Source organism: Paenibacillus hexagrammi (assembly GCF_021513275.1).
Lineage (GTDB): Bacteria > Bacillota > Bacilli > Paenibacillales > NBRC-103111 > Paenibacillus_E > Paenibacillus_E hexagrammi.
The window spans coordinates 672,508-695,849 of record NZ_CP090978.1 but is presented as its reverse complement, the minus strand read 5'-3'; the positions used below and the strand labels follow the sequence as shown (position 1 = coordinate 695,849).

The following is a 23,342-nucleotide window of genomic DNA, read 5'->3' as shown; positions in this document are numbered from 1 at the left end:
TTAAAAAGCCAATTCCACTGCGAATCCATCAAGATCCGCATGAAATTGGCTTTTTTACTCTCATTCTATTCAAATAGCTTCTCCAGAAATGTTTTCCTGCGCTTTCGTATTTTCGCGTAGCTTTTCATCCGGGAATACGTCTGTGTCTCGCTGCTAACGCCGGGGGCATCCTTGAGGTCGGCAGCATGCTCATTAGAAGTAACCAATCCGTACTCTGCCTCTATGGAATGAGCAATGCCGTCTATCCCGCTACGAAGCTCGTTATACAGAAGCGCACTGCTGGGCTGACCTCCGCCACCTGCTTGGTGCTGCCGAAGATATTCCTCCAGCATGGATGTAAACTGGGCAAGCATTTGCTCCTGCCGCCGATGCTGAAGCTGGAACTGTTCCTGCAGCTGTCGCTGCAGCTCTTCGACCCGTCTGGTTAAGGCTCTTACTGTCATTTGGAGTGAATCAAGCTGCCCCTGCACAGCCGTAGCGCCTTCGCTGTCAGCCGCATGCACAGTCTCCCCTTTAGTAAGCAATAATGCGCTTAACTCCTCTTGTGCCGAATTCCCTTTCTTATCCAAGTGCTCACCTCTAGACCGCTCGATGTAACGGCTTCCTGAAGCCGAAGCCTGATGCTTCTATTGTACAACTGCGGAGGACGGGCGGCAAATCACACATCAAGCTGAGCTATTCCAGCGACGCAAACCAGCTAACCGGCTTGCTCGTAATCAATCGTTTATGGCCCAAATATTCATCGTACAGCTTCAAACGGAATTTACCGCTGTAATTGACATGCTCGATAAAGTCGGAATCGTGATTCTCCATCTCGTATTTTCCTTTGCCCAGCTTAATGAACTTGCCGCCGGTTTCACTGATATCCGAAGCAGCAGCTTCGAGGTCTATGCTTTCCGACGTGGTCACGTCGGACTGCTCATCCGTAATTTCAATAATCAGCCTGTGCCCGGCCGTGCTAGTCTGCGTGAGCAAATCTTTGCCAAGCTCCGTATGGAAGCTGAGTGTAAGCTCCTCCGTAATCATATTGACGCTTGTTGAAAAATTAGATAGCGACAGCGTATACGGAAACATATCGATCTTCTTGAGCGTATCCTGCGGCTCCTGCTCACGGTCCGGCAGCTCGAAGCCTGTCACGTGAAAATACGCATCCGGTGTCTCATCGAGCGTGGCCAGTTGATTTCCTTTAACCGACTGCCCGATCAGCAGCTGCATCCCCGTTTTGGGGCTGCCCTTGGGCATCAAGGCGGAGATCGTCACCAAGCCCTTGCCTTGGGGGATAATTTTACTGGAGGTCTCGGCAACTGTGGCCGGATAGAGCGTATTCTGCGAATCCTTAATAAATGCGGATAGCTTGGAATGATTCACAAATCTTGACTCCAGATTTTTCATTTCAACCTGGACGATGAATAAATCAGAGGTTTCATTCGTGTAGGTTTGAACATTTTTCACGGAATAATCGGCATGGTGCCCTACTTGGGCGGAAGCCCACTGATCATTTATAGAAAGTACAGGCACACTGGCAAATTCCTGATCATAAAAAATTCCGCCAAGTCATTCGTAGCGTCATCCTCATCCAGTTCCTGTAATACAAATTTTACTTTTGTAAACTTGTAGTTATAAGCGACTTTGCCGAGAGCCTGAAAATGGATAGCCGAATCACCCGCAAAACCTGTCATGTCATCCGATTTCACAATGGAAGCCTCTACCTTCACTGCATCATCCAGCATAAAGTACCCCTTGAACACCGGTATAGGAAGAGATTTAGTTCCGGTATTCTCAATTAGCAGCTCGGCTGCCAAGATATCCTGCTCTTCCCATGGGAGCCGCTGGATAGACCTAAAGCTTGCCCGATAAATACCGTCTTTCGTGGAAAAATCGACTGCCTCGCCGACTGGCATTTCATTTCCTTCCGTCACTGACAATAGAAACGAAGCAACAGGCACGGACAAGCTCTTCTCGACGCCGGCGTCCGTCACAGTCAATTTTTGTGATACAATCAGCTCCCAGCCATCCTCCAGCTTGACCTGCGCGGGAATCGTAGAAGTAAGCTGAATCTCTTTGGATTCTCCGGGATGGATCGGCGAAGACTTGCCTGATTTGCCAAATTGTACAGGATACAGAGCCCCGTCAGCCGTGCGTATATCATAGCGGTAATCCGGCACTTCAAACGATAGATCACCTTTATTCGCTAAAGAGACATACACCGTGACGAGGTTGTTTTTGTCATTTTTATTTAGCAAAACCCGTTTCACCAACGTTTCTACCGGTACACCTGACATATAAACCCGCTTACTGGTATGCTCAGCAGCTGCTGCCGAGTAGCCTGCATCCGGTATAGCAATTTCACCGACAGGACTTTCGAAGTCCGCTTGGCTGAAGTCCCACTTGAACAGCTTGATGATCAGGTCTTGTTCTTTCACCGCTTGTCCAACGGATGCATAGAACGTCAACCTTTCGCTCGCTCCAGGTAAAATGACATGCTTATTCTTATCCTGCGGAATCAGCTGCGGCATGTAAGTAGTCCCAGACCTCGTCACCAGCCGGACCCAATAATCATCAAATACAAGTTCATTCGAACCTTGATTATGCACAATCAGGGTAAAGCTTGCTCTCCCGGTTCCCTGTTCCTCTGGCAGCACGTATAATTGCTCCAGCTCTACATAACTTACATCATTCAAATAGACAGGTGCCAGTGCTGCATCTGCAGCTTGTACCTTGTTATTTGCCGAAGCTGCCTGCGTATGCGGAACACCGAGCATTCCACTAAGCATGCACATACATACAAGCAGCGCCCGTAGGCGCCCGGTCAGTCGATATAGCCTTAACATTATGAACTTCAGTAAAGTTTCTGCGACCGTTATTGACAACTCTGCCCACAGGTGCCGCTTCTTTTCGGTTCCAGCTAACATGTCAGCACGCTCCTTCGTGAACTTCTTGTGCTCTCTTTGCTCTCCTCTTGTATTCCACTTGACCTCTTCTTGTACTCTTCTTGTACTATTCTTGTACTCTTCTTGTACTATTCTTGTACTATTCTTCATCTACCCTTGCCAATGAACTAATCTTTAAGATCAATTTTTTCTAACAAATAGTCCAGAATGGATTTGCTGCCCGTCACAACATTGGCTTCAGCCAGCATGCCAGGCTTGATATGGCTCACTTCCCCTTTGCTATTGTACAAAGGCTTATTCTGGATAGCGGCTTCTACCGCGTAATAGCTGCTTCCGCTCTCCTGGTTGAGAATCGCGTCCGCGCTGACTGTTGTAATTGTTCCTGTTAGCTCCCCGTATTCTTTGTAAGGAAGGGCCAGGAAGTGGTACTTGATTTGGTCGCCGGCTTTAATCTTGGCGATATCTTTATTGGGGATCGACACCTGAACCGTATATTCGCTGCTGGCCTCAGGCACGATCGTTGCAATTTCCGTACCCGCTCCAACCAGGTCTCCCTCTCGCAGCTCCACCAGCACATTGACGATCCCGTCGGCTGACGCTTTGATTTCCCGGTCCTCCGAGTCGAAGGAAGATACCGCAAGCTGCTCGTCCAGCTTTTTGATTTGATCTTCATCGGCTTGAATCGCATTATTTAGCTCCACGTATACCTTATCGCGCTCCAGCTTTAGCGTTTCAAGCTTCCTCTTGCTGTCCTCAATCGAAGCACGTAGATTCAACTGATATTCATTGACGTAGTTCTCGTAATCCAGCCGGGCATCGTCAAATTGCTTCTTCGCTGCTTTTACATCTTCAGCTACAGCCGATTTTGTTACCTGCACGTAGGCTTGCTCCTGCTGTTTTTGCGTATTCTCCAGCTTAGCTTTCTTAATCTGATAATCCTCGTACTTGTTATAATATTCACTCGTATTCTCCGTAAACAGGTTGCGTCCCTCACGAATGGATTCATCCAGCACCTGCATACGGGATAATTCTTCCTCTATCTGCTTGACGCTAATTTTATTGCTGCTTAGCTCCAGCATCAGATTTTGCAGGGTCACCTGATCCGATTGAAAGTCCAGCTGCTGATGAGCCTCTTCGCCGCCGTTTTCCTCCATTAAACCCGCCTTGAACTTCAGTAGACCCGCCAGCTCTGCCTTCGTCTTGTTATAATCTGCTTGAAGCGATCTCCCCTGCACATCGACATCCTTGCTTTCAAAGCTTACGAGAAGATCTCCTTTTTTCACCTTTTGACCGGCTTTATAATGAACGGCACTAACTGTCCCCGTCACTTTATTTTTAATGGTGCTAACCTTCTCGTTCGGCCTCACTACTCCGCTGCCCTTTACCACCGTATCGATTTCCCCGAAATAGGACCAAATCAAAGCGACAACGAGCAAAGTAACTAACAAGTATAAAAAGATGGAAATCGCCGGATGCGCCTTCGCCTCATAGAGCTCCCGGCTGTCGGTCAGCTCCTTAAGCTCCCTCATCACCATACTCATATCGCGGTCACCCACTCTTCCGATTCCTTGACGCCAGGTATGCCCGGAAGCTGATCTTTCCAGAGCTCGTAATACTTGCCGCCGCGCTGCATCAAATCATGGTGAGTGCCTGTTTCGATAATCTCGCCGCGCTCCATGACGAATATACGATCGCAGCGCATAATGGTACTTAACCGATGGGCGATGATGATGGTAGTAATCCCCTCAAAATCATTAATCGTATCGGAGATAGCCTTCTCCGTCGTGGAATCCAGATTGCTTGTCGCCTCATCCATGATGAGAATGTCGGGATTCTTCAGGATCGCTCTCGCTATAGCCAATCGCTGCTTCTGCCCGCCCGACAGGTTCGATGCATTCTCTTCCAATAAGGTGTTGTAGCGCAGCGGAAGCTCATTAATGAACTCGTGTGCTTTGGCAATTTTGCAGGCTTCTACAATATGCTCGAGCTCGGTGTTATCGTCGATACCCAAACATAAGTTCTCGCGGATCGTTCCGCTGAAGAAGAAATTATCCTGGGGCAGATAGGCAATTTTATCCCTCAAGTCTCCAAGATGAATATCCTTAATGTTATTGCCGTTAAATAGAATTTCGCCCTTCTCCGCCGCATAAAAATTCATCAGCAGCTTGATAAAGGTTGTTTTCCCCGAACCGCTTTCTCCTACAAAAGCAACCTTCTCGCCGGAACGAATGTTGAAATTCAAATTTTTCAGCGTCAGCTGCCTGGTGCCGTAGCGGAAATCCACGTTTTTAATCGTGATATCGCCTTTCAGCGTTGCAGGATGTATCTTCTTCTCTTCATCCGCTGCCCTCTCAGGATCAAGGTCGAGAATTTCTCCTAGCCGGTCAGCCGCAACGACCGCTGTTTGCATGGAAGGCTGCAGATTGATCAAATTTTGAATCGGGTCCAGGAAGTACGCCAGCAGCGCATTGAACGTAATCAGCTGCCCCATGGTGAGATTCCCCTTCATCACCTCATAGGCGCCAATCCATAGAATGACAATTCCGCCAACCGCCTGCACAAATCCTTTTAATGAAGACTGTGTGTTATGAGAGAGCCCTAGCTTGAAAATGGACCGCAGCAGCGCGATAAACTTCGTTTCCGTTAAAAACCCGGCTTTGTCTTCTGCGTTATAGGCCTTGACTGTCTCAATGCCGTTAATCGACTCCACGATATAGGAAGTGAGCAGTGCGTTCTTCTCCATCTGGTCGCGGTTGATCCGCTCAAACGGCTTATGAAACGCAAACACGATAATGGCATAGAGCGGCACCATGATGGCCGTAATGCCGAAGAGAAAAGCATTTTGGGCATATAAAATAATACCGCCGACCACCACCATAATCGTATCGATCATCATCGTCAGGGTCGCCCCGGAAATGGCATCACGGACCTTGGAAGCATCCTGCAAGCGGGAGATTACCTCCCCCGTTTTCCTCGTTCCAAAGAAATTCATCGGAAGCTTGAGAACATGGTGATAGTAGCCAAGAATCAATGAAATATCCAGCTTTTGGCTTAAAAACAGCAGCAGATGACTGCGGAACGCGCTTAACAGCACTTTAAACATAGTTAGCGTAATGACTCCGATGGATATGATATGCAGTGTTTTTTGCAAATTGTAAGGTACGATCTCATCCAATAAAAAGCGGAAGTAGAATGCACCCAGAATGCCAAGAATGGTGTACAGTAAGGAACCAAGGAAAATGGAGAACAGCAGCCGCTTGTGAGGCAGCAGCAGTCCAAAGAAACGCGCAAACAATCCTTTGGTCTGATCCCCTTTTTCAAATGTAGGAGACGGGACCATCAGGATTAAAATACCGGTCCAGATTGCAAAAAAATCCTCCGGCGTGTATGTGACCAATCCTTTCGCAGGGTCGGCAATAATAATTTCTTTCTTCGTAATGCGGTGAATGACGACGTAATGCAGCAGAGATTGATCGATAATCACATGGGCGATCGCCGGCAGCGGGAACTCCTCAAAGAACGCCTCTTGACTGCCTTTCACCCCTTTAGCCGTGAATCCCAGCTGCTCTGCAGCCTTGATGACCCCATAAGCATTGGTCCCCTGCTTGTCCGTTCCTGCCACCTCTCGAATTTTAGAAATCGGAACCTTAAGTCCATACTGCTTGCAGATGGTTGCCAGGCACGCCGCTCCGCAGTCTTTCATGTCGTTTTGCTTAATGCACACATACGATTTGAACATAGGAAAGGGCATTTCATTTCCTCTCTTCTCTTGTGATGAACAACCATGTAATGACTGCTATGTTTCATCGTATCGGGGCAGAGCAATCTCGTATAGATCCCAAATAGGACATGCTTGCGAAGCAAGCACGATAGTCGAAACTGTCAAATAAAAATAAGCAAGCCGTCACTGAATCAGCAACAGCTTGCTTTTATTTGTTACAGTCATATCATATTTCGTGAGTTCCATTACACCAAATTTGGTCATCAACACAGCCTCTGTTCTGAGACTTCCCGCCAACCACCTCACCTATGGCTTCATGCTGAGTTCCTTTTTTTCATCGACATAGCCTGCAGGCAGGCTTTCATTTTGTTCTCCGTCTCGGCGTATTCATGCTCCGGTACGGAATCCGCCACCATACCAGCTGCGGCTTGCGTGTAACAGTAGTCGTCTTTGACGAAAATGGTACGAATCGTCAGGGCACATTTGAGATTTCCTTGGAAGTCAAGGAACAAAATGCCTCCGGAATAAAATTCGCGCTGCACCTTTTCCATCTCGGTTATGATTTCCATTGCACGAATCTTCGGCGCACCTGTAACCGTCCCAGCCGGGAAGCTTGTTCTGAGCGCATCAATTGCATCCTGTCCTTCCTGCAGACGGCCTTGCACGTTGGATACCATATGGATCACATGGGAGTAAAACTCAGTCCCCATCAGCTCATCCACATGAATCGTGCCTGGTTTACACACACGACCCATATCGTTGCGCGCCAGATCAACTAGCATTACGTGCTCAGCAATTTCCTTCTCGTCTTGCAGCAGCTCTTGAACGATTTCTGCTTCCGTCCTCGTAGCGGAGTGCCGCTTGCGAGTGCCGGCGATCGGTCTGTGGTACACAAGACCATTCTCGACCTTTACCAATAGCTCAGGTGAAGCGCCGATCAGGAAGCAGCCGTCAAATTTGATAAAGAACATGAACGGCGAAGGGTTCAAATGTCGCAGTTGGCGGTAAATCTCGATAGGCTCTGCTTGAAGCAACATTCGGTTTCGACGCGAAATTTGCACCTGAAAAATATCGCCGGAGCTAATATACTCCTTACAAGCTAGCGCGTTCCGAATGAACTCCTCCCTGCTCGTATTCGATACAGTTTCATGCGGCTCAGGACCGACGGCCTGCTTCGTCAGCAATGGCACATGTTCCTCCAGCGGTGCCAGCACTTCTTGAACTAACTGCTGCAGCTTCATTTGCTCCCGATGGTACGTTTCCTCCAGACTGCCTTGCTTCGTTTCTTCGATGAACACGTTCCGAATGACTGACACGGACCGATCGAGATTGTCGATCACCACGAGATTGCGGGGTGCGACGAACCGTGCTAACGGTGTTTCCAACTCCCTAGACTGCGGGAAACTGACATTCTCGACGAACTGCACGCACTCGTAAGTCAGAAAGCCAATCAATCCATTCTGATATTTCTCTGTCGAATCGGTAACAGCTTGATAACGTTTCTTCAGTTGCTGCAGAATATCGAATAAATTGCCTGTGCGAATTTCCTTTTCGCCGTTATCATATTGAATTTCAACATGGTCCTCATAGCAGACCACGGTCATGTAGCTATCAAAACCCAAATAAGAGAAACGGTCATGCTTCTGCGATCCGATGATCCCCTCGAGCATAAACAAATCGGGTTTATCCAGAAAGCGATAAATAAGTGAGATTGGCGTCTCTCCATCAAGTATCAACTTCTCGGAGAGCGGGACCACCGTAGCGCGCTGGGCGCAGTTTATAAATTCCTGTAGATCACGCATGAATGTACCCCTCCCAAGTTATGTTCTGTATCCTTCTATCTCTTCCTATGAAATCGACCATGAAATCTCTTTCTTCCCTTTCCAAATATTGTAATGCAACCTAGTATACATGACTTTCATGCTTTGCAGCAATATATGTTAAATCTGTACATGATAAAATAAAACCAGCTAATGTTTGTCAAGCATCACCATCTTGGTACCCGAAAGAATTTTTGTTATACTATTTATGAAAATGACAAATAAACCTCCATTGGCGTGGAAGTTTATGGAATTTATTGGTTATGTGTGATAGGGCTCGCCTCGGGTGAGGATGGCATAGACGTGATGGAGAAGCTTGTTGGCGCAAGCGATCACGGCCACCTTGTAGGGCTTGCCCTCTTTCTTTTTCTTATCATAATAGGCCTTGATCCGTTCATTTTTCCCTTTGCGTAAACCACATTGCACAGCCAGGTACAAAGCACGCCTTAATCGTTTAGAACCTCGCTTGGTGATTTTGCTGCTTGTAGCCGTAAACTTTCCTGAACTGAAAACACTAGGGTCGAGTCCTGCGTAAGCGACAAGCTGTTTGGCATGTCCAAACTGAGTAGCATCTCCGATCTCAGCAACCAGTGTGGCTGCCAATTTATCTCCAACACCTGGGATTGTTTTTAGAAGAGCCACTTCAGGGATCACAGCGACCGTTTCTTCGATTTGCTGCTCCAAATGCCCCAGCTGCTCTTGGAATGCAAGCAGCAAGCCTAGCATACTTTGCAAAGCTATTGTTTGTGCTGAGCTCCGTCCTTGACTTGGAGTAACACTTTGAAGCTGTGCCAGCTTTTCTCGAACCCAGGTTTGCCCGTGGGATCTTTGTACGGTTTCCAGAATTGTTTCCTCTGTAATCACTACCCCACTTAAATATTGCTGCAAAACTCGCATTGCCGTTGGGGAATACAGATCATAAGACACACCTTCGAAGGCTGGAAAGACTTGGTCAAGCAACGCCCGCATATTCAGCTTGGCTTGCACATACATCGCTGTTATGAACTCATGCTGCCTTGTTAGATGCTGGAGCTCTAAAAGTTGCTTGTCTCCATTCCGATGAGGTTTAACATCGCCACGGTAATACATCTCTGCTAAATGCCAAGCGTCTGCGGTATCTGTTTTTACTTTTCGTAGTTGAGATCCTTTGGCTCGTTTGGATTGAAGTGGATTAATGACCATATGGCAAACCCCACTTCGTTCCATATAGGCAACGAGTCCTCGATGGTAATGCCCCGTTGCTTCTAGGACCACGACTGGTTCTTTTCCCGTTTTAAGTCGTAGCTCTCTAATCCATTCCCCAAATTCTTCGAATCCTTCTTCCGTGTGGACGATATTCTTCGATTTCCCTGCTACTTCATTTCGCGAAGTGAATGCTTGAGCCACACTCATTCCTTTCGATACATCCAATCCTACAACTGGTTCCATTTCACCATTCCTTATTGAATTTTCACCGGCATTCCCACGATAGCTCCAACGCCATAGCTTCGCTTGTGATACGAGATCTAGGTCTCTACCAGCTCAAACATGGTTATTGGGTGGCAGTGGGAGAACAGTTTTATTTCCGGGGTTTTCCCCCTAAAAACCGCTCGTTCTCCCGGCTACCGCCATCTTATACCGAACCTAAAAAAAGGCCAACCAGATTTTTCTGGCTGACCTAATAATACGAAAAAAACTGAAGCTCCCCTATAAAGGTGCTTCAGTTCTACGACACTTCAGTAGTTAATGGCTCAGGTAATAAATCATCTTACCAATGCTTTCTCCCGCTCTCATAATCTGTTGAAAAGCGACTGCCCCCAACAAACCTACGACAACCCATAGAAGCACAGGATTTTTTTGAAAGAAGCTTTGTACATCCAGCAAAAAACGGTTCATACGTATACACCTCATTCTTCTTGTCGCTCGACAATAGGGAAAAGAGCCCCGTGGGGCTCTTAGTTCAATCTATGTAAGATAGCCTGGTTGTTATTACTTCTTAGCCGCTGCCGCTTCTGCATCTTTGTATCCGTTGTAGATGCCTACAGCCAGAGCAGAGCCTACGAAAAGCACAGCTGCCGCAATAATAATCCAACCGCCGTTAGTTTCGAACAATTCTTGCTCATTCATTTCTCTCATGCCGATTGTTGTTACCATGCGTAATTCACCTCTCTACAATTAATGAGTTACGTTATAAATGGCTTTGCCGATTTTCTCGCCGCCTGCTTCAATGGCGTTCCAAGCAACAGCTGCCGCTGCTACTGCCGCAATGATCACCGGCCATGAGCCTCCATTGATTTCCATTACTTCTCTTTCGTTCAACTCTACGAAACCTTTTGTCATGTCATTCACCTCCTTTCATAAGCCTTTCAGCTGACTTACGCTGTGTAAATATCTATGATGGGTTCTCCCCCATTACCATATCATTCTCGTTCACACTCACGTGATAGCTCACACGGATCGGATTCAATTGATTCACTTGAATAAAATCCACCAGCTTGGCGTAGGTTTGATGAATGTCCATATGACCGCCGGTGTGTCTCGTGTACAAAGCGCTCACGATGGAGAATTCCGATCTGAACTGATAGCAATCCAACGGTTCAAAGGAGCCACTCACCGGCAATAAGAACTCCATATCAATCCACTGCTCGCCGTTTACCAACTCAGCCCCGTAGGTTGCTGTGATCATCGGACCATTCTTCGATAGTCCTCTATGCTTCAACATTTGCATAAAAGCTTCCAATTCCCGCTGTACATCCTGCTGTCTCATTTTCTTGCGGAAAGAGGCAACATTATGAAACTGCAGCTGCTTTCCCTGCTCAATAAGTATCGAATTCGTTTTTATCATCTCATCACTGCCTCTCCGATCGCTTGTTCACTCAGGTGCTTGTCCCGTCTGCCTTGAGACAAGAATAGCACACGATAAATTGACCATATATATCCAATATAGGATATAACAACGGACTGTTTTTCTTCTGTATTCTTGATAGAATGCCAAAAAGCATGCTGCGCTTTTCTGCAAGAGCACTAGCATGCTTGATGACCTTGGCTCACGAAAACGTTTTATAAACGTGTCGGATTAGGCCAAAAATTTTCTCATAAACTGTCCTTTATCGGATACCTTGGTCTTCACATACACCTTTTTCAGCAAATTTCGGACGGTGCCTTCCGTAATGTTCATCACTGTGCTCATTTGCAGCGCGCTTTGATTATGAAGCCATCCGTAGGCCACTTCCTTCTCGCGGGCGGTTAATCCGAATTGTTCGAAGTCCGCGTAAATCTGTGTCCGGCGTGACTGCGGATTTGAGGCCTGCCACTTGGCTTCGATCACATGCACAGCCTTTTCTAACAGTGCGACCGGGAAGCATAAGTTACTGCCTGTCCGCAATGTCAAATCCAGATAAGCCACAATCTCGTTATCCTGGTAGATGGGCATACAGATGCAGCTCCAGTCTCTAAACATTTGCAAAGTGTGCTCAAAGCCTTGTACAACGAATAACGAATGCGTTTGCATAGATGCCGAAATGCCATTAATGCCGGCATGCTCAAGGGAGAAAGAAGTTCCTTCCTGTACACCATAATGACGAATATCCCGCAAAATCTTGGGTCTACCCTCTACATGTATGACGATACCTTCTCTATCCGCCATAATAAAAAAATGAGGAGTAGCGATTCTTCCCGTAAGCTGGGAAAGCTCTTCTTGTACGATCGAAATAAACGGCGACTGGGTTTGCAGCCATTCCTTCAACCGGCTTTCTGCTACCAACGGAACCAGTTTCTCAGTTTTACTTTTCATTCCTGCCTCTATACATCTTCGTTCCCATTGCTTCAGAGTTTCAAATGAAATATCAGAGCAGTCTTTCCAGTGCTTTGTCAGCGCCTCGGCGTGCCCAAACAAACTCATTCTACGATTCTCCTTTGGCTATGTGATAATTCCGATCTCGGCAAAACGAGTGTAAATGTCCCTCCCTGAGTACTATTCGAATATGAGTGGCAATTTCTATCGAGTTGTCTATCAGTATACATGAAAATAGATGACAATTTTGTCGAACTCTGGATATAACATGTCATTTTTAATAATTTCATACGATTTTAACATATAGGTCCAGAAATTCATCGCATTGTCTTATACTCAGAATCTTATATCCTCCAAGGCGCTCGACATAATCCCTTTATTTCTTTAAGGAAAATGTAATCAACCCCCTGTGCGCGACTAAGGAGGTTGTGCTCGTGGAATAGCTACTGAAGCTAGTAAGAGGACCCACTCTATCGACTAGTTTGCCGCTTGTATCCTACTTGGGATATTGGCAGTCAAACGAATGTACGTTACATTCAATGCAGAAGAGGGGGTGAATGATGATGAAGATTCAATTCGATGCGCAGCAGCTCGAACTGCTCCGTCAACAGTTTGGAACAGGCGCTGATTTGCAGGAAGTGGAGCTGAATGAGATTAACGGAGGCCTAAGCCTCACCGATATTTCTAAGCTCACGTCCATGCTTGTAGGCGAAGAAGGCTGTACATATCCAAAGCCCGGCCCGATTATGACTACGATGGCTCTTGGTGAGGAAGGCTCTCCTTGGTATACGGTCTAATCCATTTATTCGGAGAAAAGCTACTGAACCTCGTAAGGGAACCTGCTTGATCTACAGACTGAGGGGGCAAAGCCCCCTTTTCATGGAGCAAAGGAGTGATCAAATGATTGTCATCGTTAACCCTATGGGCGATCCTCATGGACAATATATGGCGGAGAAGCTTCGCAGTATGCGCATTGATCATATGGTCCTAGGCTCGCCGGAAGTCAATGACTACGCGCTGCGCGAAGGAGCTTTGTACTATAATGGACAGCGGTTAGAGCCTGTTAGCGGCGTTTACTACCGCAGTATAACGAACATGAAGCCTACGGTCGTGCAAGATGCCCGAAATCCATATAATGAACACTCGCGGTACATGTCCTGTATGGAAGCAGTTCACGCTTGGCTGAGTATTCTTGACGAACAGGGAAGCATGGTTATGAATCCTCCCGGCAATCACTCCAAGTATGTTCAGCTCTACGCCTTGCAGCGGCTAGGTATCCGCATGCCGAAAACCTTAGTCACTTCTTCTCCTTCTCTCGCCCGCACGTTTGTACAAGAAGTGGGACAAGCGGTTTGCAAACCGCTGGGGGAGGAAGCTTCTGCAAGCGTGTGACTGATGACGTCTTACATGCATTTGAACACGCCTATCATGAGCCTGTTATTTTTCAAGAAGAAATTATTGGAGCGGATGTCAGGGTCAATATGCTGAACGGTCAAGTGCTATCGGCACATGTTATATGTAAATCCGATGCGTCCATCCTCGATTACCGAACGGACCCCGCCTATCATACTGGGCAAGCACAATACGAGCCGGTGCAGCTGGATGCAGCAACCATCACGGCATGTGACCTGGCAATGAAGAAGCTTAGCCTCCGATTTAGCGGAATTGACCTCAGAATGACTCCTCAAGGGGAATTCGTGCTATTGGAGTGCAACAGTATGCCGGCTTTCCTGGACATCGAAATTAAAACACACTCCCCCATTGCTGATAACATCATCGAGGCTATGATTCGTGGGGACAACATGAGCACTCATGACCGTTCCCATTCGATGGAGCGTTTATCGAGTAACCGTATTGAGAGCAGGACCCCCATTTACGATAAAGAAGGTTACTTCTTTGACTATCATCAAATCGCTGAAGCCTATTGGCGAAGTGAGCTTTCTCATGAGGGAAGAACCATTATCAAGCTTAACGACGCCCAACAGAAGCAGTTCTTGAGTGAAACTGGCGAGGTTAAGCAGTTTATGCAGCTTGAGCGTCAATCCGGACAGTTGCACATCATCGGGTTATGGTAATGAAATGGCATAAAAAATGGCTGTAGAGATTCCCTCAACAGCCTGTAAGCCTTATTCATTATGGAATAAATTCATCGAGCAATCCAAGCTTTTTGGCTGCTAGCGCCGCATCTTTACGTCGATTTGTTTTAAACTTTTTATTAATGCTGGTGATGTAATTCTCAACCGTATGCTCCTCGATGGTCAGTAAATCTTTGATTTCGGCAGTCTTTTTCCCCAGATAGACATAGGACAGAATCTTTCTTTCCTGATTAGTGAGAAGTCGGCTGATCTTCTCTTTTCGGATGCGTTGAAATTGATTCCTAACGATGACGGCCGCTGACGCGTGGATTCCTGCTTGATTGTTGTGCGCCTCACGGATTGCGACCGGGATATCCTTGTATTGGGAAGATTTCATGATATAGTTACAAGCCCCCATCACAAACGATTCCCATACCATCTGTTCATCATCCATGGAGGACAGCATAATAACATGGATTCCGGGCTTCATCTCCAGCATATCCTGAATGGCGTCTAGACCGTCCGCCTTATTATGAAGCATGATATCCAGCAGAACAACATCCACTTCGACATGCCTCATGAGGTGCATCGCATCCGCCTTGGTAGAAACCGAGCCGAGCAGTATAATATCCTCTGTCTTCTCTATCACCCACTTGATTCCTTCAATCCAATCCGGATCATCCTCTACAAGCAGAACTCTAATGGGTTCAGACATAACCTAGCCCCTTTCACCTGTTCTGAAGAAGGTTACGATTACTTTGGTACCTCTTGCAGTACTTTCGACAGATATACATCCTCCGTGCTTCTCTATGACTCTCTTGCAGTAGCTGAGCCCCAGACCGAAATTGCTCTCTCTTCGTTTGGTTGAATAATAGGGTTCGAATATGAATGGCAAATGCTCTTGCGGTATCCCACTGCCCGTATCCATAATTTTCAAATAAACGCGCTCTTTTTCAGCTGTCACATCGATTGTGATTTCACCTTTGGAGGGTTCGATGGCTTCCTTCGCATTTTGTACCAAATTATAAAGAACTTCTTCCATGTGTACGGGATCATATGCCATGAAGACGAAACTCTTACAATGGAAATTTATGCGTATGTTCTCCTTCTCACATTGAGTCCGAACTGTATTCACGACTTGACGTATCGTTTGGACGAGGTCCCCTTGGGTCAGGTAAAGCTGGATATCCGCTGTAAGATCATGGATGCGGCTGATCATTCCCAGCAGATGAGCATTTTTCTTCATAATAATATCCGTATCGCGAATTAAAGATTCGATCCCGTGAGCTTGTGCATATTCTCTAATTTTTTCGTTAAAAAGTTGAATCATGCCTACATCGTTCTTAATCGCATGGCGCAAAAATGAAGTGCCGGTCTGCACCGCTTCCTTCACCATACACAGCTCAGCAGCAGCCTTCGCCACTTCGATATGAGCATGGACCCGCGCAAACAATTCATCCTTGGAGAACGGTTTTGTCAGATAATCGTTAGCTCCGGCTTGTAGGCCTATCACAATATCTCTTCTTGTATTTTTGGCGGTTAATAAAATGACTGGTAGCTCACTGTGCGTGTAGAGCTCTCTTATCTCTTGACACACCTGCAGCCCGCTCATATCCGGCATCATGACATCTAATAAAACAAGATCGACTTTGTCCTCTCTGATGATCGTCATAGCTTCTTTACCGCTAAGGGCTGTCATGGTCTGCCAATTCCGCAGACTAAAATGATTGACCAAAACCTGTATATTGACAGGATCATCGTCTACAACCAAAATTTTGACCCCGCACCAATTGCGGGTTTCTGGCCAGCTGCGACTTCATCTAGGCTTGTCGAAGGTATGGGACTACTGGGACTGCTATCCCCCTAGAGACTATCCGATCCTGCTCATAAGCGTCTGCCTGTGCTCCTGTGGGCAGCTTGAACGAGAACGTAGTGCCCTTCCCTATATCAGATGTTACCTCAATGGTACCTCCATGCAGCTCCACCAAATATTTCGTTACGGATAAGCCGAGTCCGGTCCCGCCGTGTTTTCGCGTATCCGAACCGCTTAGCTGTTCAAAGGATTGGAAGATGCTTTCCAAGCGATCTGCAGGAATACCTGGTCCTGTATCCGAAACCCGTACCTCCGTGAATCCCTCTAGCCTTTTCGCTGAAACTCGTACCTGGCCCTGTTCCGTAAATTTAATTGCATTTCCAACTAAATTGTATAAAATTTGCTGAATGCGGTTTTCATCCCCTGTAACATACATGTTATCCGTAATGGAGCTAACGATCTCTAGCTCTTTATTACGAATCAGCGGACTAAGCATCGCGACAACGGTATGCACAACACCTTTTAGTTCCACATTCTCTTTCTGAAGTTCAAGCTCACGATGCTTTAATTTCGAATAATCCAGGATGTCATTGATCAGATTGCTCAATCGTTTGGCGCTGGAGACCATCATATCTAAATTCGAGCGAACCGTAGAATGAATAGGTCCCCCGATTCCATCCAGGATCGATTCCCCAATCCCGATAATTCCATTTAGAGGCGTTCTCAGCTCATGAGATGTATTGGCTAAAAATTCATCCTTCACATTACTTAACCGCAGCAATTCTTCATTCTTGGCGGCAAGCTCCCTGGAATAACGCTCAATATTTTGATAGACCTTGACGTATCTTCGTAAGTGTACATGCAGAATGGATACAATCAGAACGAATAAACCGTATTGCGCAACGGAATAGTCCTGGTACGGCATCAGATTTAACGTCACCAACACGTCGTACATGCCGAATAGCATATACGTGATAAACCCAACGGCCAGAATCTGATTATCCGGATGATGTCTGGCTGAAATGACAACCACACAAATCACTATAATCATACTGATCAATAGTATCATATCGAAAAGATCATAAAACTGCTGCACACTGTAGAGCCCAAGTAGCTGACTTACCGCAATCCCAGCAAACAGCAGCAGATGTGTGATCCATACGAAACGGAAAACATAAGGAAATGTCCCTAGGAATCTTTCGATAAAAATGGTGAACAAAACCGGAACAATGTAGAGGGACAAAAAGCGGAATTCCAGCCAAAACCAAGGATGATCCCATAGGAAGGTTTTGATATACGTTCGAGCAATGAAAACATTGGTATAAATCATCAAAAACAACGCAAAGAAAATATAATAGAAATTCCGTTTCTGTCGTACAGCCAGGATGAGAAAGAAGATACCGATGGCCACCGTTAAAATAGGTATGATCAAACGGAAGATATCGTTCTTTATTAGGAACACGACCAGATTGGATTTCTCGTCGACTTTGACCTCGCCTTTAAAACCAATACGTTCAAAATCAGAGTGAATGCGAAAATAAATCGGTTTACCGCCCCAATCCGGCTCCAGCGGAATCAGATTTAAGTTCCATCCCTGGCGCTTCCCCTGATTACCGAATGAATAGATGCGCTCTCCCTCTATATAAACTTCATAGTTCTCATAAATCTCGCTGACAAATAAAGTGCAATCTTTGGAGCAGCTCAGCTGCTGCGGCAAGCGAAACTTGATCCACATTCCATCATCAAGCTTCTTCTTGACTGCATTCAGGTCATTCGTCGAATACCGAATGATTTCGTCGGCTTCGGATATGTCACTGTCTCCCCAACCATACTCATACACAGTCTGGATGCTGTCGTGCATTTCCCTTGTAGACTGATAATTAATCGCAATAAATAAGAGACTAACGGCAACGTACAGAATCAGAACCTTTCTCATGCTTCGACATAATAACCCCCTCATTCTCTGAAATCTTCAAAATGACAATAAAACTTTTTCCATTATACCTAATCCTAAATGGAATCTCTGTCGAAATTTGTATCTATTCTCTTATAAATCAAAATGTTTACAAATTTATGCCCGATTCTCAGAGGTCTTTCCAACGCTGCACGGTGATATCGACACTCTGTATGCCACCGGTTGTTGTTAAGGAACGATTGGGAATGTCGGTGCCGCTAGCATCTACTTCAACTGAATCCCAAGAGCCTTTTGTTAGCTTGTATTCCAAATTTGTGCCTGGAGGAATCTGAAGCTTGAGTACATAGGTGCCATCGACGTTTTTGGTCATTTTATAGGAAGGGTCGGATGTGTTCCAGGTGTTCACATTGGATGACAAATAGATATCCGCATCTGCCTGCGTAGGGTCCGGTACGGTAGCTGTGATCGTCAGTATGCTCGGATGCGGCTCACTAGCCGTGATCGTGCCGCTCTCAAATGTGGATGTGCCCTCGTTAAAACGATAATTATTTCCTCCGTTATTATCCCAAGTTCCGCTGCCATCGTTGAACACAGCCGTTAAACCGTTTACAACGAAAAAAAACCTAATGCCTTTCACTTTGTTTCTCTCCTTCAATTCTCTCTTTATAGTGGTACAAACGTTTGCACAAATGATAGATTACCATGGAATGTAAGAGAATTATAGGTTTTATAAGAAAATAATGTAAAATTGTTATGTCTCTGCTATCTGAATATGATGCTATTTGATAAAGAAAAAACCTCTATCGTTGGTTTAGAGAACCAGATAGAGGCGTTACACGAATCGAGATCATCTTACAAAAGTACTGCTTCTTAATGCAGCATCGTAATCGTTAATTCATCGCTTTCGGCGATTTTCCAGGTTCCGTCTTCTGCTTTTTTCACAATCGTGATCCCTTCCGTTTCCATGTTGGCAAAATCAGGACCGCTTACCTTCTCCAGCTTCGCATCTACTTTCACGACAGCACGATCATCAGAAGCTTCCAGAATCGTCACTTTGGTATTGGTCATTTTGAAATCAAATACAGAAGCCAGCTGCTGCCATTGGTTCCATTCCTGGTCGAGATTCGGATAATCGTCCGCATAAAGCTTCCGTAAAGCGGTGAAATCCTCTTTCTCCGATAAGGCCCGATCCTGCTCGATGACATCCAACACTTTTGTTTGTTCTTCCTTGGATAACGTTACTTCTCCAGCCTTGAACTCATCTTGCTTCAAGTAATCGATGCTATCAATAACGGTCTGATAGGTTTTCCATTCTCCGCCGACACGATGCAGTTGTACTACGGCTACAGACTTGTTGTCCTTGAACTCAGGCCCCTTTACTTTCTTAGCCGTGCTCGTAAGCTTAACCTCCGCCTGATCGTGATCCACTTTCATCAGCTTCATATCATTAATGGTATAACTCAGATCATACACCGTGAAAATCTGAGACAAAGTCGCTTTTGTAGAATCATAGACTGGCGAGCTTTCGTCCACCGTATCCATGACCGCCTCCAGGTTCTCTTCTTGAGTCAGCTTGGTTTGCCGTTCCAGCGTATGCTTGATCTGCTGTTCCGTATTTGCGATATACACCGTTTGCGTTCGTCCGTCCCAGCTTACTTCACGTCCCGAAGCTTCCCCGATGAAGCGAAGCGGAACAAAGGTAACTCCCTGCTCAATCAGGGGCGCTACCTCCAGCTCCTTGGATTCCCCGCCTACAGTAACGGCTTTGCTGCCAATCGTCAGCTTCAGGCTGGCCTGCTCCCCTTCAGCTGTGACCTCCTGCTTGTCGCCGTCCCAATTGACCTTCATACCGAGGGCTTCAAAGGCACTTCGGAATGGAACCATGGTCGTGCCACTATCGATAAACGGCTGCACCTCGAATGTAATCGGCTTATCATCAATATACACCTGCACCTGCTGCTCACTTGCATGAGCGCTCCCCATCCCGGCAAAAATCGTACAAACCGCCATTCCTGAAAGTAACCATCGCTTCATCCTAATCTCTCCTCATTATTAGTGTTAGTATATGTCCATCTCTTTGCCAGTTCAGCTCAGGGAACTGCTTCTGAAATTCGTGCAGCTCCACTAAGCACATTCCGTCCTTCAGTACAGCCTGGGACGATTGTTTTGCAGCAAAAAGTGCTGAAAGCTTATCTGTCGAAATCCTTACCTCTGAAAGCTCCGAGTCCCACCCTACAGTCCCTCCGATCAGCTCCGAAAGCAGTCTGGAAGGCAGATACTCGCGTCCGTCCTCTACAACATCAGGTACGACTACGGGGAGTGGCATGTCATTCAAGTTCGCTCCTGTTTCATACAGCTCAAGTTTGGTTTGCTTGGCTCCCAATGTCCGCAGCGCATGAATGACAGGCTCTAACTCACCGTTTAGCTCCGTGTCAGGCTGAATGCCGGCGTGATTAACGACATGCTGCTTAGGCGTCAGCCACTCCGTATAAGTCACCTTAAGCATCCCCCCGCTGATTAGCGGAACCAGCTGTTGGGCAACGCCTTTTCCATAGGAACGGGTCCCGATGATATCTGCCAGATTGTTATCCTGCATGAAACCTGCAAACATTTCAGCAGCACTAGCCGTGTGCTCGTTAATGAGTAGAGCAGTCGGCAGCTTGAAATCCGCACCGTCCTCAAATTGCATAGGCTTCCCTTGAGGATGCTCGCGGTCTATCGCGTACATAAAAACTCCCTCTTGCTTGAAAAAATGAGCCAGCTTCAGTGCAGCATCCACATAACCGCCGCCATTGTTGCGAAGGTCGATCAGCAGCGACTTCATCCCTTGATCCTGCAGGGCGTGCAGCGCATCTGCAAATTCCTTATCCATATCTCCTGCAAAGGAATGGATGTGGATATAACCAATATGGTCTGTAAACATATGAAAGGAGATGACGGGGAATTGAACCTCCTCACATATAACCGCAATCTCTTTGCGCTCCTCATTTCTTCTGATGGTAAAGGAAACCTGATCTTGAGCTTTCTTGTTCGAGAGAAGCTCCATGATCGCATCCATCGACTCTCCGGTGATCGGTGTCCGATCTATCGCATCCACGTAATCCCCTGGCAGCAGCCCCCTTGCTCAGCCGGCGACTTAGGAAACACCTCCGCAAGAAATACCCCCTTGTCGTTACGCTGAATGGAGATGCCTATACCAACTTTCTGCTGATTAATGGCTTGTTGAAATTCCACGGCTTGTTTAGCATCCAAATACGCTGTATAAGGATCATTCAAGGAATCCACCATTCCCTTGATAGCTGCATCGGTCAGCTCCTGCTTTGATTTACCGCTAATATGCATATTGGAAAGTAAACTAGCAATTTCATCGAATCGATATTCGCTCGAGTCACTCTTCTCTGCTGCGAAGGAACGCAGCGTGCAGGGATAGAGAAGAGACATGAAGGCAGCTATCAGGATGATTCTGCTACATGTACGGTTGATCGGGTATCTCCTCCTTGTTCCGGATATCGACATTTCATTTACCTAAAGACGGGTAAAATTGATTATATCCAATTGGTAAGGACTGGTATATATCCCAAATAGGATATTGATGTGGCAGCAAGGCAAAGGATACAACGATATCTACTTCCTATAAGGACAATAGCGTGGTCGTCAAAGTTATTTCGATGCAAACGCAAAAAAACTGCTTGCATGTGTATGTGTCTACATGCAAGCAGTTTCTACAGGTATTCATTGTACTTTTTACAAACAGCATTTCGAAACCTAAATCCAAATTGCCGAAAAATTCCAAACGTCTCATTATGGCAAATTCGAAGATCCCATTAAATAACGGTCCACCTCGCGGGCGGCAGCGCGGCCTTCATTAATCGCCCATACGACAAGGCTCTGACCGCGGCGCATATCGCCCGCGGCGAATATGCCTTCCACATTCGTTGCGAACTTGCCATATTCGGCCTTCGCGTTCGAACGCTCATCCTGCTCAATGCCGAGCTGCTCTAGGACGGTCTTCTCCGGTCCGGTGAAGCCCATGGCGATCAGCACTAGCTGAGCCGGGTATACCTTCTCGCTGCCCGGAACTTCGACGGGGACGAATTGGCCCCGCTCGTTCTTCTGCCATTCAATCAGAACGGTGTGAAGTTCTTTCAGGTTGCCGTTCTCATCGCCGACGAATTTTTTCGTCGAGATCAAATACTGGCGAGGGTCATCGCCCTGCACCGCAGCGGCCTCCTGCTGACCGTAGTCCACTTTCAGAACCTTCGGCCATTCCGGCCAAGGATTGTTCGCTGGGCGCGAATCGGGCGCCTTCGGCATAATTTCGAATTGCAGCACGCTTTTACATTTGTGGCGCAGAGAAGTTCCTACACAGTCCGTGCCCGTATCGCCGCCTCCGATGACAATGACATCCTTGCCTTCAGCCGAGATGTATTCACCGTCCGCATGCTCGGAATCGAGCAGACTTTTCGTGTTTTTGCTAAGAAACTCCATGGCGAGGTGGACGCCCTTCAGTTCGCGGCCTTCGATCATTAGATCGCGGCCCTTGGTCGCTCCTGCACAGAGAACGATCGAATCGAACTCCTCCTGCAGCTTCTCCACCGGATAGTTAACGCCCACATGCGCGTTCGTTACGAACGTAACCCCTTCCGCTTCCAGCAATTCGACGCGGCGCTGAACATAGCTCTTATCCAGCTTCATGTTGGGGATGCCGTACATCAATAGACCGCCGATTCGGTCCGCACGCTCGAACACCGTCACCCAATGTCCGGCTTTGTTCAATTGCGCTGCACACGCAAGCCCCGAAGGTCCCGAGCCAATGACCGCTACCTTCTTGCCCGTGCGAATCTCCGGAGGCTGGGGAGTAATCCAGCCTTCGGCAAAGCCTTTGTCGATGATGGCTTTCTCGATACTTTTGATCGTAACCGGTGTATCCTTCAAGCCTACCGTACAAGAGCCCTCGCAGGGAGCAGGACATACCCGCCCTGTAAATTCAGGGAAATTGTTCGTCTTATGCAGACGGTTCAGCGCCTCTCTCCACTGCCCGCGATAGACCAGATCGTTCCACTCGGGAATGAGATTATTGACCGGGCAGCCGGCGGCCATGCCGCTGATCAGCTTGCCCGTATGGCAGAAAGGGATGCCGCAATCCATGCATCTGGCTCCCTGTGTTTGCAATTTGTCATCCGTAAGCGGTGTGGCAAATTCCTTCCAATGGCCGATACGCTGCAGCGGGGCCGCTTCGGATGCGACTTCACGACTATATTCCATAAAACCGGTTGGTTTACCCATTGCGTTTCCTCCTCAGAGATAGGCTACAAATAAAATAGTCATCGATAAC

The 23,342-nt window shown here is 46.9% G+C and carries 23 protein-coding genes; 3 read left to right on the top strand and 20 right to left on the bottom strand.

Going from position 1 to position 23,342, the window contains the following annotated elements; all coding sequences use genetic code 11:
* Positions 1-65: 65 nt before the first annotated feature.
* The 12 genes from L0M14_RS03105 to L0M14_RS03050 all read right to left on the bottom strand — a co-directional run bounded on the left by L0M14_RS03105 (position 66) and on the right by L0M14_RS03050 (position 12,312).
* Positions 66-569: a hypothetical protein gene (locus L0M14_RS03105; RefSeq protein WP_235120739.1), complete on the bottom strand. Its 504-nt coding sequence runs from the start codon at positions 567-569 to the stop codon at positions 66-68.
* A 106-nt stretch (positions 570-675) separates the two neighbouring features.
* Positions 676-1,518 carry a hypothetical protein gene (locus L0M14_RS03100; RefSeq protein ID WP_235120738.1) on the bottom strand — a complete coding sequence of 281 codons (843 nt, stop codon included), beginning with the start codon at positions 1,516-1,518 and terminating at the stop codon, positions 676-678.
* Positions 1,500-2,912 carry a hypothetical protein gene (locus L0M14_RS03095; protein ID WP_235120736.1) on the bottom strand — a complete coding sequence of 471 codons (1,413 nt, stop codon included), beginning with the start codon at positions 2,910-2,912 and terminating at the stop codon, positions 1,500-1,502. The genes L0M14_RS03100 and L0M14_RS03095 overlap by 19 nt, the downstream gene beginning before the upstream one ends.
* A 146-nt stretch (positions 2,913-3,058) precedes the next feature.
* Positions 3,059-4,432, bottom strand: a complete 1,374-nt coding sequence (locus tag L0M14_RS03090; protein ID WP_235120735.1) for a beta-barrel domain-containing protein — start codon at positions 4,430-4,432, stop codon at positions 3,059-3,061.
* Positions 4,429-6,642, bottom strand: coding sequence for a peptidase domain-containing ABC transporter (locus L0M14_RS03085; RefSeq protein WP_235120733.1), 2,214 nt, complete (start codon positions 6,640-6,642; stop codon positions 4,429-4,431). The genes L0M14_RS03090 and L0M14_RS03085 overlap by 4 nt, the downstream gene beginning before the upstream one ends.
* Before the next feature lie 284 nt (positions 6,643-6,926).
* Positions 6,927-8,414, bottom strand: a complete 1,488-nt coding sequence (locus L0M14_RS03080) for an anthranilate synthase component I family protein (protein WP_235120731.1) — start codon at positions 8,412-8,414, stop codon at positions 6,927-6,929.
* A 279-nt stretch (positions 8,415-8,693) separates the two neighbouring features.
* Positions 8,694-9,860 carry an IS110 family RNA-guided transposase gene (locus L0M14_RS03075; protein ID WP_235120730.1) on the bottom strand — a complete coding sequence of 389 codons (1,167 nt, stop codon included), beginning with the start codon at positions 9,858-9,860 and terminating at the stop codon, positions 8,694-8,696.
* Positions 9,861-10,154: 294 nt separating this feature from the next.
* Entirely contained in the window at positions 10,155-10,307 is a 153-nt protein-coding gene (locus L0M14_RS03070) for a hypothetical protein (protein ID WP_235120728.1), read from the bottom strand.
* A gap of 93 nt (positions 10,308-10,400) precedes the next feature.
* A complete protein-coding gene (locus tag L0M14_RS03065) occupies positions 10,401-10,565 on the bottom strand; it encodes a class IIb bacteriocin, lactobin A/cerein 7B family (RefSeq protein WP_235120727.1) in 165 nt (54 codons plus the stop codon).
* A gap of 21 nt (positions 10,566-10,586) precedes the next feature.
* Positions 10,587-10,751, bottom strand: a complete 165-nt coding sequence (locus tag L0M14_RS03060; protein WP_235120725.1) for a class IIb bacteriocin, lactobin A/cerein 7B family — start codon at positions 10,749-10,751, stop codon at positions 10,587-10,589.
* A 52-nt stretch (positions 10,752-10,803) separates the two neighbouring features.
* The gene (locus L0M14_RS03055; RefSeq protein ID WP_235120723.1) at positions 10,804-11,256 is read right to left on the bottom strand and encodes a GyrI-like domain-containing protein; all 453 of its coding nucleotides are present in this window, start codon (positions 11,254-11,256) and stop codon (positions 10,804-10,806) included.
* A 231-nt stretch (positions 11,257-11,487) separates the two neighbouring features.
* Positions 11,488-12,312, bottom strand: a complete 825-nt coding sequence (locus tag L0M14_RS03050) for a hypothetical protein (protein WP_235120721.1) — start codon at positions 12,310-12,312, stop codon at positions 11,488-11,490.
* 449 nt (positions 12,313-12,761) lie between these two features.
* Here L0M14_RS03050 and L0M14_RS03045 point away from each other — a divergent pair, with 449 nt between their 5' ends.
* From L0M14_RS03045 to L0M14_RS03035, 3 genes are all read left to right on the top strand, one after another.
* Positions 12,762-13,001, top strand: a complete 240-nt coding sequence (locus tag L0M14_RS03045; protein WP_235120712.1) for a hypothetical protein — start codon at positions 12,762-12,764, stop codon at positions 12,999-13,001.
* A gap of 103 nt (positions 13,002-13,104) precedes the next feature.
* A complete protein-coding gene (locus L0M14_RS03040) occupies positions 13,105-13,596 on the top strand; it encodes an ATP-grasp domain-containing protein (protein ID WP_235120704.1) in 492 nt (163 codons plus the stop codon).
* Entirely contained in the window at positions 13,593-14,279 is a 687-nt protein-coding gene (locus L0M14_RS03035; protein WP_235120702.1) for an ATP-grasp domain-containing protein, read from the top strand. The genes L0M14_RS03040 and L0M14_RS03035 overlap by 4 nt, the downstream gene beginning before the upstream one ends.
* A gap of 58 nt (positions 14,280-14,337) precedes the next feature.
* Here the strand turns inward: L0M14_RS03035 and L0M14_RS03030 are convergent, their stop codons facing one another.
* The 8 genes from L0M14_RS03030 to L0M14_RS02995 form a co-directional block, all read right to left on the bottom strand.
* The gene (locus L0M14_RS03030) at positions 14,338-14,994 is read right to left on the bottom strand and encodes a response regulator transcription factor (RefSeq protein WP_235120700.1); all 657 of its coding nucleotides are present in this window, start codon (positions 14,992-14,994) and stop codon (positions 14,338-14,340) included.
* 3 nt (positions 14,995-14,997) lie between these two features.
* Entirely contained in the window at positions 14,998-16,050 is a 1,053-nt protein-coding gene (locus L0M14_RS03025) for an ATP-binding response regulator (RefSeq protein WP_235120699.1), read from the bottom strand.
* Positions 16,051-16,099: 49 nt separating this feature from the next.
* Positions 16,100-18,028 (bottom strand): sensor histidine kinase, encoded by a 1,929-nt coding sequence (locus tag L0M14_RS03020; protein ID WP_235120698.1) that lies wholly within the window; start codon positions 18,026-18,028, stop codon positions 16,100-16,102.
* Between the two features lie 148 nt (positions 18,029-18,176).
* A complete protein-coding gene (locus L0M14_RS03015; RefSeq protein ID WP_235120690.1) occupies positions 18,177-18,644 on the bottom strand; it encodes a carbohydrate binding domain-containing protein in 468 nt (155 codons plus the stop codon).
* A 233-nt stretch (positions 18,645-18,877) separates the two neighbouring features.
* Positions 18,878-20,041 (bottom strand): copper amine oxidase N-terminal domain-containing protein, encoded by a 1,164-nt coding sequence (locus tag L0M14_RS03010; protein ID WP_235120689.1) that lies wholly within the window; start codon positions 20,039-20,041, stop codon positions 18,878-18,880.
* A 1-nt stretch (position 20,042) separates the two neighbouring features.
* On the bottom strand, positions 20,043-21,104 hold the full coding sequence (locus L0M14_RS03005) for a S41 family peptidase (RefSeq protein ID WP_235120687.1): 1,062 nt from the start codon (positions 21,102-21,104) through the stop codon (positions 20,043-20,045).
* Positions 21,092-21,448, bottom strand: coding sequence for a S41 family peptidase (locus L0M14_RS03000; protein ID WP_235120685.1), 357 nt, complete (start codon positions 21,446-21,448; stop codon positions 21,092-21,094). The genes L0M14_RS03005 and L0M14_RS03000 overlap by 13 nt, the downstream gene beginning before the upstream one ends.
* Before the next feature lie 360 nt (positions 21,449-21,808).
* Positions 21,809-23,293, bottom strand: coding sequence for a glutamate synthase subunit beta (locus L0M14_RS02995; RefSeq protein WP_235120684.1), 1,485 nt, complete (start codon positions 23,291-23,293; stop codon positions 21,809-21,811).
* Positions 23,294-23,342: the final 49 nt, after the last annotated feature.

Bases quoted from the DNA above. Each gene is read 5' to 3' on its own strand.
- L0M14_RS03095 (WP_235120736.1), bottom strand. From the start codon at position 2,912: ATGTTAGCTGGAACCGAAAAGAAGCGGCACCTGTGGGCAGAGTTGTCA.
- L0M14_RS03090 (WP_235120735.1), bottom strand. From the start codon at position 4,432: ATGAGTATGGTGATGAGGGAGCTTAAGGAGCTGACCGACAGCCGGGAG.
- L0M14_RS03085 (WP_235120733.1), bottom strand. From the start codon at position 6,642: ATGCCCTTTCCTATGTTCAAATCGTATGTGTGCATTAAGCAAAACGAC.
- L0M14_RS03080 (WP_235120731.1), bottom strand. From the start codon at position 8,414: ATGCGTGATCTACAGGAATTTATAAACTGCGCCCAGCGCGCTACGGTG.
- L0M14_RS03075 (WP_235120730.1), bottom strand. From the start codon at position 9,860: ATGGAACCAGTTGTAGGATTGGATGTATCGAAAGGAATGAGTGTGGCT.
- L0M14_RS03070 (WP_235120728.1), bottom strand. From the start codon at position 10,307: ATGAACCGTTTTTTGCTGGATGTACAAAGCTTCTTTCAAAAAAATCCT.
- L0M14_RS03065 (WP_235120727.1), bottom strand. From the start codon at position 10,565: ATGGTAACAACAATCGGCATGAGAGAAATGAATGAGCAAGAATTGTTC.
- L0M14_RS03060 (WP_235120725.1), bottom strand. From the start codon at position 10,751: ATGACAAAAGGTTTCGTAGAGTTGAACGAAAGAGAAGTAATGGAAATC.
- L0M14_RS03055 (WP_235120723.1), bottom strand. From the start codon at position 11,256: ATGATAAAAACGAATTCGATACTTATTGAGCAGGGAAAGCAGCTGCAG.
- L0M14_RS03050 (WP_235120721.1), bottom strand. From the start codon at position 12,312: ATGAGTTTGTTTGGGCACGCCGAGGCGCTGACAAAGCACTGGAAAGAC.
- L0M14_RS03045 (WP_235120712.1), top strand. From the start codon at position 12,762: ATGATGATGAAGATTCAATTCGATGCGCAGCAGCTCGAACTGCTCCGT.
- L0M14_RS03040 (WP_235120704.1), top strand. From the start codon at position 13,105: ATGATTGTCATCGTTAACCCTATGGGCGATCCTCATGGACAATATATG.
- L0M14_RS03030 (WP_235120700.1), bottom strand. From the start codon at position 14,994: ATGTCTGAACCCATTAGAGTTCTGCTTGTAGAGGATGATCCGGATTGG.
- L0M14_RS03020 (WP_235120698.1), bottom strand. From the start codon at position 18,028: ATGAGAAAGGTTCTGATTCTGTACGTTGCCGTTAGTCTCTTATTTATT.
- L0M14_RS03010 (WP_235120689.1), bottom strand. From the start codon at position 20,041: ATGAAGCGATGGTTACTTTCAGGAATGGCGGTTTGTACGATTTTTGCC.
- L0M14_RS03000 (WP_235120685.1), bottom strand. From the start codon at position 21,448: ATGTCTCTTCTCTATCCCTGCACGCTGCGTTCCTTCGCAGCAGAGAAG.
- L0M14_RS02995 (WP_235120684.1), bottom strand. From the start codon at position 23,293: ATGGGTAAACCAACCGGTTTTATGGAATATAGTCGTGAAGTCGCATCC.